The sequence below is a fragment of the Butyrivibrio sp. AD3002 genome (genome assembly GCF_000420905.1).
Lineage (GTDB): Bacteria > Bacillota > Clostridia > Lachnospirales > Lachnospiraceae > Butyrivibrio.
The window spans coordinates 222,450-238,440 of the sequence record NZ_ATVV01000002.1; the positions used below are offsets into that span (position 1 = coordinate 222,450).

At 34.2% G+C, this 15,991-nt stretch carries 13 protein-coding genes; all 13 read right to left on the reverse strand.

The genetic code is table 11. From position 1 onward, the window contains the following. Positions 1-291: 291 nt before the first annotated feature. On the reverse strand, positions 292-1,467 hold the full coding sequence (locus G596_RS0103380; RefSeq protein ID WP_022760430.1) for an alginate O-acetyltransferase AlgX-related protein: 1,176 nt from the start codon (positions 1,465-1,467) through the stop codon (positions 292-294). 14 nt (positions 1,468-1,481) lie between these two features. Beyond that, positions 1,482-2,705, reverse strand: coding sequence for an O-antigen ligase family protein (locus G596_RS0103385; protein WP_022760431.1), 1,224 nt, complete (start codon positions 2,703-2,705; stop codon positions 1,482-1,484). A gap of 117 nt (positions 2,706-2,822) precedes the next feature. Then, on the reverse strand, positions 2,823-4,361 hold the full coding sequence (locus tag G596_RS0103390; protein ID WP_022760432.1) for an LTA synthase family protein: 1,539 nt from the start codon (positions 4,359-4,361) through the stop codon (positions 2,823-2,825). A gap of 130 nt (positions 4,362-4,491) precedes the next feature. Next, entirely contained in the window at positions 4,492-5,433 is a 942-nt protein-coding gene (locus G596_RS0103395) for a glycosyltransferase family 2 protein (RefSeq protein WP_022760433.1), read from the reverse strand. 28 nt (positions 5,434-5,461) lie between these two features. Next, entirely contained in the window at positions 5,462-7,252 is a 1,791-nt protein-coding gene (locus tag G596_RS0103400; RefSeq protein WP_022760434.1) for a hypothetical protein, read from the reverse strand. A 42-nt stretch (positions 7,253-7,294) separates the two neighbouring features. Continuing rightward, entirely contained in the window at positions 7,295-8,485 is a 1,191-nt protein-coding gene (locus G596_RS20705) for a glycosyltransferase family 4 protein (protein ID WP_022760435.1), read from the reverse strand. A 3-nt stretch (positions 8,486-8,488) separates the two neighbouring features. Next, positions 8,489-9,796, reverse strand: coding sequence for a hypothetical protein (locus G596_RS0103410; protein WP_044927773.1), 1,308 nt, complete (start codon positions 9,794-9,796; stop codon positions 8,489-8,491). 2 nt (positions 9,797-9,798) lie between these two features. Then, positions 9,799-10,467: an HAD family hydrolase gene (locus G596_RS0103415; protein ID WP_022760437.1), complete on the reverse strand. Its 669-nt coding sequence runs from the start codon at positions 10,465-10,467 to the stop codon at positions 9,799-9,801. Next, positions 10,464-11,369, reverse strand: coding sequence for a glycosyltransferase family 2 protein (locus G596_RS20710; protein ID WP_022760438.1), 906 nt, complete (start codon positions 11,367-11,369; stop codon positions 10,464-10,466). Before G596_RS20710 ends, G596_RS0103415 begins: the two co-directional genes overlap by 4 nt. A gap of 56 nt (positions 11,370-11,425) precedes the next feature. After that, the gene (wecB, locus tag G596_RS0103425) at positions 11,426-12,538 is read right to left on the reverse strand and encodes a non-hydrolyzing UDP-N-acetylglucosamine 2-epimerase (RefSeq protein ID WP_022760439.1); all 1,113 of its coding nucleotides are present in this window, start codon (positions 12,536-12,538) and stop codon (positions 11,426-11,428) included. A 15-nt stretch (positions 12,539-12,553) separates the two neighbouring features. Continuing rightward, positions 12,554-12,799: a hypothetical protein gene (locus tag G596_RS0103430; RefSeq protein ID WP_022760440.1), complete on the reverse strand. Its 246-nt coding sequence runs from the start codon at positions 12,797-12,799 to the stop codon at positions 12,554-12,556. A 48-nt stretch (positions 12,800-12,847) separates the two neighbouring features. Beyond that, positions 12,848-13,894 carry a toll/interleukin-1 receptor domain-containing protein gene (locus tag G596_RS0103435; protein WP_081646622.1) on the reverse strand — a complete coding sequence of 349 codons (1,047 nt, stop codon included), beginning with the start codon at positions 13,892-13,894 and terminating at the stop codon, positions 12,848-12,850. 125 nt (positions 13,895-14,019) lie between these two features. Then, positions 14,020-15,966 (reverse strand): citrate lyase ligase, encoded by a 1,947-nt coding sequence (locus G596_RS23410; RefSeq protein ID WP_022760442.1) that lies wholly within the window; start codon positions 15,964-15,966, stop codon positions 14,020-14,022. Between the last annotated feature and the right edge of the window lie 25 nt (positions 15,967-15,991).

Sequence of the window (15,991 nt, forward strand, 5' to 3'; positions counted from 1 at the left end):
CTAATTGTTTCGAGCCTTCACAATCACCTATCATCAAACCACAAAAGTAATTAACAGCAATCAGAAGAATAAGGAGAAAAAGATATCCAAATCCTCCCCATGAATAAAACACTATTGATGATACAAGTACTATGCCATTCTTTAAACTAATATTATCTTTCCTCTCTGCAAAAAAATACAGTATTAGAGTGATTGGCAAAAAATAAAAAATAAACGTTATAGACGAGAAGACCATATAATTATTTCCTCAAATACAATCTCAATATTTTGATATTTCTTTCCCACAGTTAATTAGCTTGTTCTATTTTTTAATAACTGCTGATTATCCAACAAGTAATCAATGAATCCCCAACTCATATTGGGTGTAGCAGCCTCATTTACTTCCAAAATCAAAATATCTGCCTGACCTAAATACTCTCCCATACTCTCGAATTCCTCATACGAATCAAACGCAGAGAAATTCATCGTCTTAGAATAATTATCTACAAAGCAGTAATTATTTTCAAAGTGTGCAGCTGTATCCCAAGCTCCCGCATTTCCAATTGCTCTCAGGCTCTGTCCCATAAAGCTGCCGCCACGTAAAAACACTTTGGGACAATCACTTTCACTTTCTAATGTAATCCTTGAGTCATAGTAAATATCATTATTGGGTTTAGCAAACAAATTCAAGCTATTATATAAATCCGCATCCGGATGATCCGGTTTTTTAGTCTCTTTTCTACTTATTTCTTGCGAGAAATTACCAAGGCAATATCTACTATTTAATGATATATATTTTGCAAACTCAATCGCGCACTTATTCCCCCAAGGATGTGACCAATGTATTCCAGTCGAATAAAAAACAGGGGCCTCTATCTCATTTTTATGCTCTTCAATATAAGCATGTGAATCGAAATACTTTAAATTTCTTTCCTGAATATGCCTAATAAACTTTTGATAATTTGTCTCTTCGTCATTACCAAGTTCAAAATACTTGCGCGGAATCATATCTTTACAAAAATAGGCCTTGCTAGGAGTTACAAAAACAAACAACTCTTTTCCATTCTCTTCACATATATTCTGAATCTCTTCTAGTTTGTCCATTAACTCATCAAAATACTCATCTCCGGCAGGTTGATATATATTTAACTCTTTATATATATACTCCGGTTCAAACAAAAATCTGTTGCTGCCTATGACAACATTTTTATTAGGAGAAATGCCAAATCCAGAGTACAACAATTGAGAACGCAATTTTATTAGTAAACTGCGTCCTCCAAAATTGTTCTCTATATATGTATTCAAATTAGTCTGTGTTTCGCCATTCAGTATTTCTGAAATAGTCCCACCGCTAAAACTCGATGTACCTGTAACCCCATTTAGCTTAACAAATCTGTCTGTAATACGACCGTATAACGAGAATAAAAGTATCATTATAAATAGGGCAACAAATAATCTCCCTCTTTTCATTTCAAGTCTCACTTTCATAAATCACTCCGGAATCATTCAAATTTCTTAATATTTCCCAAAAAGATTCCGATTGTAGTAAATAATAAAAAACACATATTGGGCCAATACTGCATATCTACAAAAGCGCTTGCAAACATGACATAAACCACCAATACAGCCTCTTTCCAAATATCTTTATGCCTATATTTCCATATAGTAATCAGTGCCTTGATAAACGTACCTAAATATAGCACAAAAGCTGCTATTCCATAATCATAAAGCAGCGATACAAAGGTATTCTCCACAGGACCTATCTGAGTAGCAAATTCAGCAAATGGCTCCGCATAATCTATCAACCTGTAATACCCTTGCATGCATCCCCGTCCAAATAGTATATCACACATGTTTCCGTCAGGAACAAAACTCAGAACAGACTGTAATGCAAATAGTCTATAAGCTGAACTTACATCATTACTAGTTACATCAACCACTCTCTGAGCAACTCCCAACATAAGTAAATAGACTGTATTATGTAAAACAACCAATGCTATGATTATCATAGTGCCTGCAAATGCAGCTATAATCTTTGCCTTCTTTGGATTACCCTTAATTACCTTCGCTATTTCTTGTCTTCGTAAAAATAGCACTACCACAAGTATAACCAATAGCTCAACTAACGTCATCCTGTTACCGGTAAGAATGACCATCATAAACGAAACACCAAAAGCCAGTAATTTTGCCCTGCCTTCGTCTATAAAAAGCACTGCTAGTAAAAGCATATATATTACAGCATCACCCTCCAAGATGGCATTCATATACGCAAATGAAACCCTCTGTCCCGGCACATAAGATATCACTCCATTAACAACTGCACACATTTCAAAAAAGAGTAATACCCAAAATAGTATCTTTCTGGAATCGCATAATATTTCCTGCCCTTTGTTCACCAGAGTATATCCCAGAAATACCATAAAATATATAGCGAAGGGTATTCTGTTTGCCTTAAAGTACAATTGATCTGTATTTATGCTGAAATACACAGTATAAGCAATTGTTATTATGGCATATACATAGGAATGTTTATTAAACTCAATAAAATCATCTTTGATATCTTTAGGTCCGGCAATTACCATAAAGAGTATCCCCAAAACAATAAAAAACATTCCATCTCTGGATATATCTATAGCAGACAAAAATATTGCCAGAAAACTCCCTAATGCCAAATACATCTTCCATATTATTTTTTGGTTTTCTTTTATTTCATATATTTTACTCACTCGCAGAATTCTCCAGTATACCAAACCCCTATCCGTATAGCATTATCAGGAAAAAAAACATAATTATTGTGCTTCTAGTTCTACTGATATTATAGTGGTCCTCAACCATATCTTTCTTCATGAAAAAGCATCAATATAGTACTTGGAATATTTACCGGTCTCTTCATTTACATAATCATATCCTAATTCTTCAGCCAATGTTTTCTTATCAGAAAAAGCATTTGTACCCAACCCAAGCTTATCATCCGGAATAGTGTACCCCATAGCACTAAGAATAGATGGAAACAAATCCATTGTTAGTAATTCTCTATTATATCTATTAACATTATTTACATTACATTTCCCATTGATAAAGCAATTGTATACCGTTCTATCATAATAGATTAAATCGCCGACTAAGGACGTATCCATTCTGGGATGATCTCCCTGAATCACAATAACAGTATTATCATACCAAGGCTGCTCTTCACACCATAAAATAAAATCATATATCTGATTATCCGCACATTTTACAACATTAGCGAGTTGCTCTGAATATTCATTGCCACACAAGTCACACACCCACCCATCAACATGATGAGTATCTACTGTCAGCATTGTAAGATTAAAGGGCTTGTCAAGCGCAGACATCCTTGTCAGTTCATCCTTTGCTATCTTATAAAGATTTTTATCTTCCAATCCCCACCAAACAAACTCATCCTCTGAAACATATCCTTTATTAACAGCCTCGTACCAATCAAAAATCTCAAACCCTCCATGCTGCTCATAAAAAGCCCGTCTTCCACCAAAAGTAGCATCTGACCCACACAAAAACTCCTGATAATATCCTTTACTTTCAAGAATATCACCAAGACTAACAACGCCTGCAGCAAACGCTTCTCTATTACCAAAATCCTCATTTCCCTCTATTGGAAAACAAAATGGAAGTCCTGTCTCAGATGCAAACAAAGCAACCGCGGTCCATCCGGTTCCTGTACTACAATGGAACCCACCTAGTTTATCATCATTAGAAAATGAAATATTTTCATTGGCAAGTTTAGTTAAATTAGGAATGTAATTAACAGATTTTTGTTTACCTCCAACTTCTTCTGAAGCATAGGTCGTTTCCATACTCTCTACATAAATATGAATTAGATTCATTCTTTTATCAGATATTATTTCCGTTTCATCGGGAGCTACATAATAATCCTCATAAATATGAGTTTCATGTTTCTTAGCTTCCAAAAACTCTGAAACCTGAAGTACACCATCTGCCTTCCCTAACACAAACAAGGCATATAAAAATGATGCAACAAACGCACTGGTCAGAACCCCCCACTCTATAACCGTAACAATTGTCCGCCTGACCTCATTTTGCTCATCACCCATGATCTGTTTACGAAGAAATTGCTTGTATATGTACAGAACAACGGCAATAAATATCACAATTAGAATTGCGGGCATAGCAGATAACACCGCATTTTGTAAAAAATGTGTATCCGCACCTTTAAGTGGTGATTTAATTGTATATATAATTTCTCTGAAGGTAACACCAAATGTCTCTTTATACCAAGATAATAATCCATCTCCTACGAAACCTATCAACAAAAGCGTGACAAATATATGGTAAATCAAAATCCATATTATTCTTTTAACAATCTTTATTATTCTACACATAAAATTCTAGGATCTCTTTCAGTGGATTCTGTCGTCCAAGCTTATTCTTGCCATGATATCAGCCCTCCCGCTCTGCATTGGTCTTAAGAGCCACATTCTTCCTGGCATAAATCAACACTCCAACATATAATTAGTCAACTTCAAAATTGTATCGTGTTCTTTCAATTACAATCGGATGCTGCATAGTTCTTATATTGATGTTTGAAATATATTCTCCTAGCATTCCCAAAAAGACAAGAATTATTCCGCCTATAAAGTATACTCCAAATAAAATCGCAGCATTTCCAATAGGATATTCTATACACCCACTGATTTTAAGGATTATAGTAATAATAGCTATGACAAAACTCGCAAATGATGCCAATACTCCAAGAACAGTAGCTACCCTCATCAACGCCTTTGAATACGAAGTGATTCCAAGCATCGCCAAGTCATACAATCCCCAAAATCTAAACGCTGACTTCCCATGTTCTCGCTTCTTTTGTGTGTAGAAAACCCGTTGTGGCTCTGGTGCTAATTCAGCAACAATTCCACGTAAATAAGGCATTGGATCATTTAAGCTTTTAAATGTATCCAATACACTCTTATCATATAAACCAAATCCCGTAAATTGTTCGATATGTCCAACGCTAGTTATTTTTTTCATTATTTTGTAATATAGCTTCCTAAAAGCATAAACCACTTTGCTTTCTTTGCTTTTATTCTTAATACCCACAACCACATTACTGCCTTTTTCCCATTCTTTCACAAAATCAACAATTAGTTCTGGCGGATCTTGTAAATCTGCAAACAGTAAGATTCCACAATCACCATCAGCCTGGGTCAGCCCATAGAAAGTAGATTTTGAAAAACCAAAATTTTTTACATAAAAAATATATTGAACTCGCTTATCATTATTCGCCATTTCCCTGACAATTTGTTGTGTATTGTCTGTAGAACAATTATCACAAAACTGCAGATGAAAATCATAATTGGTAAGTTGCTCATCAAATATTTTTTTAATCCTATCGTACACTAACTGCACGTTATCTTCTTCATTATAAGTTGGTACTACTATACTAATAATTTTCATGCACTACTCCCATCTGCAATCTTCAACTTCATTCACGATTCGAGTGTAACTTTCTACATGAAGGTAGCGTGATAACATCATTTGCTTTTCTCATAAAAATAATGAAAAAGCAGAACATTCCTGCCTGTGATATGGTGTGTAAAATAGAAATCCATTTCACGCCTTCTCCAATAGCATTCATCTTATCGCCTATAAGTGTAAACAGTGGAGTCAGACCCACAAAGCGTAATGAAGCTGTTATATCTCCTTCTCGAGCAAACATATAGGCAGAAGCCATAATAACTCCCAAAAAAGCACAAATAAAAGATTGAAATAAATCTTCTGAATCAGCATACAATAATACAAACGCACCAGTAGTCAAAATATAGAATGCAGGAGTTGGCAAAATAGAGAAAGAAAATGCACATACTATAGCTGCCATTACATAAATAACATTTCTTATGATATTTTCATTCTTAATTGACATTCGATATGAATAAACTCCCAAAACAAAACATAGAACAAGCATAAAAATCGATAAGTACAGGTAGACAGCATTATCTATATATGTTATTGTAGTCCACCATGCTCGCTGTGCTTGCGGTAATTTATGGAAAGCCCTTGCTATAGGCGTATCCAAAACTTTGGGAATTACATACATTTCGCCATACAATATAATAAATAAAAGTATGAATAGAATATTATTTTTCCTTTGCTTCACTTCTTTTAACGCAAAGAGGATAAAAGCAACTAAAATAGTTGGTATGAAAAAAAGCATCGTATCCTTTGTTGCTAATCCAAAGGCAAGAAGTATTGCAGCCATAACTTTATTATCTTTTCGGAACATAAGCAAAACTGCTAGTGTTATCAAATACGCCGGTAAGATATCAAATTGAATAAACCATATTGCAACATAAAATGAGAGTGGATTAAAAACAGAAAAGTAATAGACTCGTTTTACCTTGCCTTTATCCAATAAATCACTATCAATTAAAAAACTAATTATTGATAGAACTAGCAAATTGCAAAGAATCATATTAAATGTCTTGTATTCAATAACCTGAATCCAGTGATATCCTGCTGACGGATTGTACCACTGTAATAATGGGTAAAAAAGCCTTGACCATAAATTATATCCCGCAAGCATAGCACCATTATATTGCCACATGAATAGTTCTACTCCTTTATCCTTATTTAACGCAGCAAATAACTGATAAATATCAATTCCTTTTTCATGAAGTATTATTGTTTCTGAAATAACCGTTAAATCGCATCCAATATATAGCACTAAACTTAGCGCAGCCACTAAAAATGAAACTATAACAGGCTTTTTGCCCAAGTACCTATATGCACTATTTGAAAACGTAAAAATACCAGTATACTTTCCGTTATTATCAATAACTTCCCTTGATGCTAATAAAAACACAGCAATCAGTACAATTGACAGCTGAATAAAAACAAAATATCTTAATGGCAGAAAATCCCTCACCGGAATACAATATGTATTAGCATAAAACATGTTACTCGTATATTCTGATATTGGAATACAGTCACTTTCTATTCCATTAATTCTACATAAAATATCATTGTCTTCGCCTATTTCAATAGCTACTTCATATTTATTACCCGCATAATCTAATGAATATTTATATAGTCCGCTTTCATCTGGTGCTACAATTTCCTTACCAAGATTATATCTATAAAATGCAACTGTCCCATTCGCAGATAGTTCTTCCATATCAAAAAAAAGTTGTAATCGAGGAATAACTATACCAGAAAAAAAGTATGCCAAATAAACCGCCAGCAGAACACTTGCAATCCTAATAATATTCTTCTTCATTTCTATTATTTCCCTCATTATAGTTTTTAACCCAACAAAATCTTACAGATTTCTTAATGCATTCCTTATCGGTGCAGGAATGTAACGTTTCGTCTTATTAACAAAATTTGCCACCGGTCTAAACAGCTTCATATATTCAAGAGCATTAAGATAGTCCTGCATAACAGTATAGTCCTCAAAATAGAACCTGCTCATCATGGCAAGTTTTTCCTGAAGATTATCCTCTTTAGGTTTTGAAAGTTCCATAACAGCATCATAAAATCTGTCAGATGAAGTTTCCCAATCTATCCAGTTATTTGCCGTATCTAAAGCACCTTTTTTCAAATTATTCAAGTACTCAGAATCTTCCTTTAATCTATTTAGATACTCTACAACCTTATCATCGTCATCACGGTGAACAACAAGTCCGTTAACTCCATTAACAATATACTCATCATGACCGGTAACATCGTATGTAATAGCTGTTCCCCCACAATGGAACATCTCAAGAGGAGGACCAAACATACCCTCTACATAGCTTAGCTTAACAATAACATCACACGATCTGTATATTTTTGCTGCCTCCCAGATAGGAACACGCGAAAACACCTTGTCCACACCCTTATACTTGGAAATCTCGCTTGATGTCATCAGCCATATTTCATCTGCTTTTGATTTCTGGCACAATTTAATCGTTTTGGGAACATTTTTGAAATCTACGTCTACCGGACCTTCTACCAACACGCGTAGCTTATTGGGATCTCTTTTTTCTATTACTTCACCATCAGGGAAATAAATATCCTTTCTGATACCATTATGAACCAATATTGGATGTTTCAGATAATTCTTTTCCAAATATTCTTTAATCCAAGTTGCCTCAGTAATTATCTCCATTGGCATCATATAGGTGGATTCAGCATATCTGCGGGTAGGTTTTTCTTTTTCTGGAGCAAATCTGGATTCTATAGACTGAACAAAATAAAGATACTGCTTACCCTTTACTTTGTATGCCTCTCCAACCATTGCCCACCATGTTGATATAACAACATCAAACTCTTCTTTTGAAGCTTCTTCTACAGTAATAAAGCGCAATTCTGAAGCTTTAGTATGCCAATATAATTCCTCTTTTGAGACTTTCTCTCTTGTAACGATAGTGACATCGACGCCTTTTTCTTTAGCACGTGTCGCATGTTCAAAAATCACATAGGTACCACCGCCCACAGTAGTAGAACCCAAAAAAATGGCCCATTTCATGGCTTATTCCTCACATATCCCTTCCTGTATCAATTGCATAGGCTTCTTTTCGTAAAACTTTCTATAAACAATAGCACCGTATAATTTGTTCAAACACCCCAATCCATTTGCATATAATGTAACAGGCGTCCAATACCCCGACTTCAAAAATGCTCCTGGTCTTCTTGCCAGTTTTTTCAAAGCAGACAATCTCTTGCCCATAGTAATCTCATTTCCGTCAAAAGTAGTATATTCAAACACACCAAAATTCTCATAGTGATACATCCTATTAAAAATAGTAATTTGCTCCTTACTTGGCTTAAAAATCAAATGAGCATGAATATCCGCCCATAATGCCTCCGAAACATCTAAATTACTAACTCTGCAAATATCATCTATCTTTTTGAACAGCACCATCATTTTTTCCTGTTCCGGCTTGATAATGCTATGATACAACTCTAATTCTTTTTCTTGTTCCTTTGTTACCGGCACAGCTTTTCCATTATCGTCTTCATACGAATGAGCACTTCCATGTGAGGCACCAAGCATAACCTCATAAATAGCTGTACTATCACTAAACACAAAGAAATACGGTGTAAACTTGTTCCAGTCCGTATAAAATAGTATTCCTTTTTTATAATTAAGCGGATCTATTATTCCATGACCATTTATACCAAGGTAGAAACCTGTTACCTTTATTTCTTCGCCTAAGAACTCAAAAATATTGTCCTGGATTGTCCCTTTCCAACCAACATCCACTATACAAAGACCATTTGAGTAGTCTACCCCGAATGAATCCAAATATTTGGTAAAATTGCTCTTTTGTTCTTTTCTTTTTTCCTCATATAACTTTCTGAAGAGGTTGCTCTTTCTTAATTTACGATATATATACTGATGCTTAAAATCTTCTAATCGAGTATAAATGTCAAAATCAATATCTTTCCCTATCTCACGTATTTCACTTTCTTCAAATCCTATACTAGATAAAAAATCATATAGTGAAATATTAAAATATTGCCGGAGAATAATATCGAAATCTTCTTCCTCTAATTTCTTTAAAGCCGGCATTGTTGTGGATCTTCTCGAAACAATCAAATAATGAGAGTTTACCTTGGAGGTAACATTATTCCTATTCTGGTACTCTTCAAACAACTCTTTTAGAAATTGTCCCTCTCTGGACAAAAAAAAGACATCCTGTATACAATTATCTACAAGGCGTTTATATAACTTTTCTATAAAGAAATGCAATGTGAAGGCCAACGATGAAAAACCATCATTTTTATATTTCACATACAAATCCCACAGACGTTGTTCTGTTTCATTCCTCTTCATACTCATTCCTTTCTATAATGCAGTGCTTTCCACCCATTTTCCAAAGCCATATAATAATCCGAATGCTCATTATCGCCTACATGGATTATAGAATCCCCACCAATAGCCTCTTCGCTCAACAATCTGTATAGTTTACCATCATATTTACTAACCCTATATTCATTGGAAACATATACACAATTTAACTGATCATAGCCATTTTTATTAAGCATCCCTTTTAAAAACAACGAAGACAGATACATATCAGATACAACAATTATCTTCTTGCCAATTTTTTGTAAGTCATTAACAATCTCTAACATATAAGGATTGCATTTACATACATTCAATTCTGTCTCTAACTCGATATTCAAAGTATTATTCTTATCTTGTATGTCAAGATACTTATAGACTTCATCAATATTTGGTTCTCTTCCAATGGTATTTCTTCTGGCAGTTTCCTCTGCTGCGATCCTCAATTCTTTAAATGATGTATTCCCAATCCTCTCACCCACCATATCAAATACATCAGACGGTGTATTTACTGCTCTTGTAATTAGCGTGTCAAAAATGTCAAAAGATATAATGTCATATCTTTTTAACTTATGTACAACTTTACTTTTGGGAATTTTATTGGTAAATGAGGAAATCAAAAATTTATCTTTTATCTTCCATATATATCTAGTACTCATCTCTTTATAAAACTCAAATAATCCTTTTGCTGTAATAATTCAGAATCAAAATATCCTTTATATTCCTCATAAATAGTTTCAGAATACTTGTTCAGTAGCCTCATATATTTTCTAAATTTAGTATAATCACCATGCTTATATGCATAGTCCGCAACTTCCTTACAAAGCATTATCTTTATGTCTTTTGATATTACTTTCCATTTTAATTCATCCTCATAGAGACCTATTCTACCTGCTTGAATTGCTTCACTTTTAGTAGCTGTCAAACTTTCTCCATGATTTCTATAATAGTATAACACTTTCGGAATAAATCCCATTTCAAAGTCTCTATATACGCGGAGCCAAAAATCATAATCTTCAACAAGAAATTTTTTAGTGTTATAGCCATGAAGCTTCTTATGCACATAATTCCTGTACATAAAACAAGCTCCGATGCAATTACTCAGTGGCAATTCCGTCAAATCACCATTAATATAATTTGCATCTCCATTTGTTACACCATTCTCATCAATATACTCTATTTTAGAAAAAACAAAATCATATTTTGGATGTGCAACAAAAAAGGATACCATTTCATCAAACGCATTCTCTAAAAAAATATTGTCATCAGATGTCCAGGTAAATAAATCTCCTGTTGCAAAAGAAAAACCTTTGTTTAAAGATCTAGGTAATCTTAAGTTCTTCTTATTATCCACAAAAACTATTCGGGCATCTTTCTTTGCCATTTCATCAATTATACTTGGGGTAGAATCAGTAGATTTATCATTAACAACTATCAACTCAAAATTCTTATACGATTGATTAAGAACACTTTCTATTGATTGTCGTAGATACCTTTCTCCATTATATACCGGAAGAACAACTGATATCTTAGGATGCTCTCCCAACGTTTGCCTTATCATATACTTATAACCTCATACAACATATCTGCGTATATTATTTATTATTCTCTGCTTGCCTAGTAGCGACAACTCCTTATTAAAGATTCTATTATTTTCTCACTGGCATGCCCATCACCATAAGGATTTACAGCCTTTGCCATCTGTTCATATTTATCCTTATCTTCCAACAACGCCTTGCCTTCAGAATAAATTGTCTCTTCATCAACTCCCACGACCTTAACTGTGCCCGCCTCTACAGCTTCCGGTCTCTCTGTCTCTGTCCTAAGAACAAGCACCGGCTTGCCAAAATGTGGAGCTTCTTCCTGTAATCCACCCGAATCTGTCATAACCATATAACTGCGCGCTAAAAGATTATGCATATCAAGAACATCAATAGGATCTATCAGCTTCACGTTATCTATTTCCGACAGTATATCAAATACTGTTTCTCTTACAGCCGGATTAAGATGAACAGGATAAACAAATATACAATCCAGATACTCAGTAGCCAATCTTTTTATTGCCTGGCATATATTAGTAAGCGGCTGTCCCAGATTTTCTCTTCTATGTGCCGTAACCGCAATAACCTTATGCAATCTATAATTTATTGAATCTAATGCCACGTCCGTAAAAGCATAATCATCCTTAACAGTATATTGAAAAGCATCTATTACTGTATTTCCTGTCACAAACACATTATCAGTTATGCCTTCTCTTAGAAGATTATCTGCATTCATCTTGGTTGGAGCATAGTAATATGTACTAATTCTATCCGTAAGAAGCCTATTCATTTCCTCCGGAAAAGGAGAGTAAATATCTCCTGTACGAAGTCCAGCCTCAACATGTCCCACAGGAATCTGCTGATAAAATGCAGCAAGAGCTGCTGCATATGATGTAGTTGTATCTCCATGCACCAGCACAATATCAGGCTTTTCTTTCTTCAAAATCGGCTCTATTTTCTCCAAAATAGACGTCGTAATTGTGGTAAGCGTCTGTCTATCCTTCATTATCTCAAGATTATAGTCCTCTTTTACTCCAAAAGCCGCCATAACCTGATACAGCATCTCTTTATGTTGCCCGGTAAGACATACTACACATTCAATTTCAGTTTGTTCCTTTAATTTCAAAACCAAAGGGCACATCTTTATTGCCTCTGGCCTAGTTCCAAATACTGTTATAATTTTCACCATTCAATTTTCCAGTCATTAATAGTCTTCTGATTTTTCTTCATCAATTTCTATGGACACGATGCCTTTTTTTATCGCAAATGAAGCAAGTTTCTGTCTAGTAGATTCATGTACCAATGATACCTCGAAGTCGTCTCCTAGCAGCAAGTTCAATGCTTGATTATAGTTTTCCTTTTCTTCATCTGTCATTGGTCTCGAATTATAAGCGCTTACCGTGATTCTCCCACTCAATTCATGATAATCATACTTTAGTCTTTTTTTCATAACTGGTCTCCGTAAATTGATTTACACGTAAAGATTTAACAATTAAACTCATGTAATATATGGCTCTATATGACATTTCCATATATCTACGACTACATCCTTTGCATGCATATTTTTATTTGTAGCTAAAAATGACAATGTTGCATTCAGGATCAATTCGTTATTATCAGTTTCAACAAGGTACAAACCATTATATGATTTTCCACTATGATAAGCCATCGAATTACTAATACTATCAGATGTATATATTCCTAACATTCCAAAATTTGTACCTTGATCACAATACCCAACTTGTAACGCCTTCTTTTTATTTCCATAGCTATATATGGAGATAACAAAACTGTTGTCACTGCGCTTTTTTGTTTTTATCTTTACAATACCATCTTCTTTTGTATATTGATCGCATATTTGAGATAGTCCAGCTATAATATCTCGATAACTTGCACGAACAAATTCTTCCTTTTCCAAATCCGTGAAATGCTTAGGCAACCTCTTTTTCTCTATTCCATATTCCTCAAAGTAATCTTTGTCTTCCTCTTTAATTATCTCTGTATCTTTTTCCAGCCCTAATCTTTCCTTTACAAAATCCGTAACTCTTTCCATCCCTTTTAAAATACTGGGATTATTCCTATCCGTAACTACAGAAAGAAATTCTGCCATGGACTCAGCTATGTTTTTTGAAAACTTTAATTCATCTCCTAGTGGTCCTAGATTTTCTGCCCTTATCCCGTCTAGTTCATTCTCAAAACTTTCTGATTTCTCTTGCCAGAATTTTACATATTGAATATGATTCATCCGATTGTATATGTCATCTTCTAGAACAATTGGAAATATCTTATCATTATACTTTCTGTCTCGTATTGTTTCTAAAGCCTCATACATACAATTTCGTGATTTTAGATAATCACCAGAAATAATCGGCATGACAATGTCTACAGTTCCAGCCTGTTCCATGAATTCAGAAAAACTGTTCCATGGCCCCACATCTCGTTCGTCCCTTTCAGCGATTATGCCACACTCTGTCTGCAATGCTTTATCAATTAAGTCTGCAATAGCTTTATTCTTATGACAATATGAAAGAAATATACTCATCATTCTATTCCTGTTATATATAATATTTTCAAAACATTATCTTATTTATATTTGCTGTACCCATAATGTGTTTTTAAACCTTGTATCTCTATTTTCTGCAATTACTTTGCAACCTAATAGATTCACCTCTATACCGAGAGATTCTTTTTCATTTTTCTTAAGTAATTATATGTAGAAACTGGAACCATTCTATAAACCGTCTCCCAATCATTTTCTTTGAGTGCTTTTCTTACGTTTGAAGCACTAATAATATCATTCTCATCCAACCTTCTGGGAATTTCCACCAGTTCAACTCCCCATCTGGGCAGATACTGTCTCATCTGCTCATTATACTGATTTGTAATAATATCAAATGGCTCCTCACCAACAAACCTCTTCTTTATTCCATATTTGGGTGCTACTACTGTCGCAAATCTTTCAATATCCTTAAGCGCATCTATCTTTGTATCTTGCAGCTCTGCCTTCATAAAATACTCAGGAAAGGTCTCATCTGATATCACATCTCTCCCCCCTGAAATGACAGTAACATTTTTCATTTTGCCACATCCCAAATAAACCATCTTAAACCTATCCATAAATGAAAAGTCAGACTTATCCTCTTCTAACACAATCACATATAAATGATTCACTACCTTGCTAGCATATTCAACTAAGTATAGATGCCCTTTGGTAAATGGATTGGCATTCATTACTATAGCTCCATTATCACCTTCTTCTTTTGTAATCTCTTTTAAACAGGCTAGCATTTGTGTCTTGAATCTAAACCTCATATCACTATTATATATGCGCTTCCATCCCCCCAGGTCAATATGGGTGCGTTCCATCAACGAATACTGTCTTCTTCCCTCTTTAGAGTAGGTGTCGTTTGCTTTTTGAGCATCCCGAAACATTGTCAATGCAGCCTTACTATCTTCTGTTGTCTCTATTATATTAATAAGCTGCAGCATATAATCAGCCATTATCTTATTCCCAGCTGGACTGTAATGATGCATATTAATAAACAACAGATCATTTCTATATTTATTGAATTCAATAGCTAAGTCATGACAGTAAATACCATATTTTTCCAATTTTAAGAAAATAAACTCCTTATAGTAATCGATTATTTCATATGAATAATCTCTGAATTTATAGTTTTTATATAATTCAGTTATCAGTGCTTCTTCAGGTGACATGTTTAATATTTCAACAGTTGTAGGTAAATTTATATAAACTAAAAAAGCTCCGATACTATCACAATAGTTTTTGGCGCTCTTAATATGCATAATATATTGTCGTTGCCGATCTAATGCTTGTTCTCTATACTCATAGCAACCAGTGCATATAAAAACGATATCTCCTGCTTTAATCCCCGCTTTCTTAATCTGATACTCCATACGATCTATTTCTCTGCCAGGAATACCATAGTTTATTACATTGTATGCAATTCCTTTTTCTTTGAATCTTTTCTGTAGGATATTGGTAAACAAATCATCATCCGCAAGCATAAAACCGCTCACTCGACTATCTCCAAAAACGTGAACAATATGTTCAGCCTTATCGTACATATTCTTTGTTATACGCCTACCATCTTTTTGATTAATATATTCCCCGCTATAATTCCACAAACAAATCTGACCATTTTCATCAACTCTTCTACTCGCTGGAGCCAAAGACAATTCTTGTAAGTATTCTTGTAAATCCTCTAAATTAATTCGTGGATATGCATATTTCATATATGGAGGATTAGATGAAACAAACTTCACATCATCTATAACATACGTAATGTTATCATATGTGTACGTTCCGTTGTCATTTATAGTTTCCAAATTAAAAACATCAATATCTATATTATCTCTATACTGGTCTTTCGTGCCTTGATCCAATCCACAATATAGTATAACTGCTGATTTAGGCATATTTTCAAACTCAACTTCAATAATATTCAGCCCATTAATACCATATAAACCTTTATCACACACATAGTATGACTGTCTATCCAAGAAGTTCCAATCTAAAAATAATTGTATATAAAAGCGCTCTCCTAATAAAACAACTTCTTTATCATAATTACATTTTAATTCTTCTAATGTCATGACATAATCGTCTCCCTAAAACACA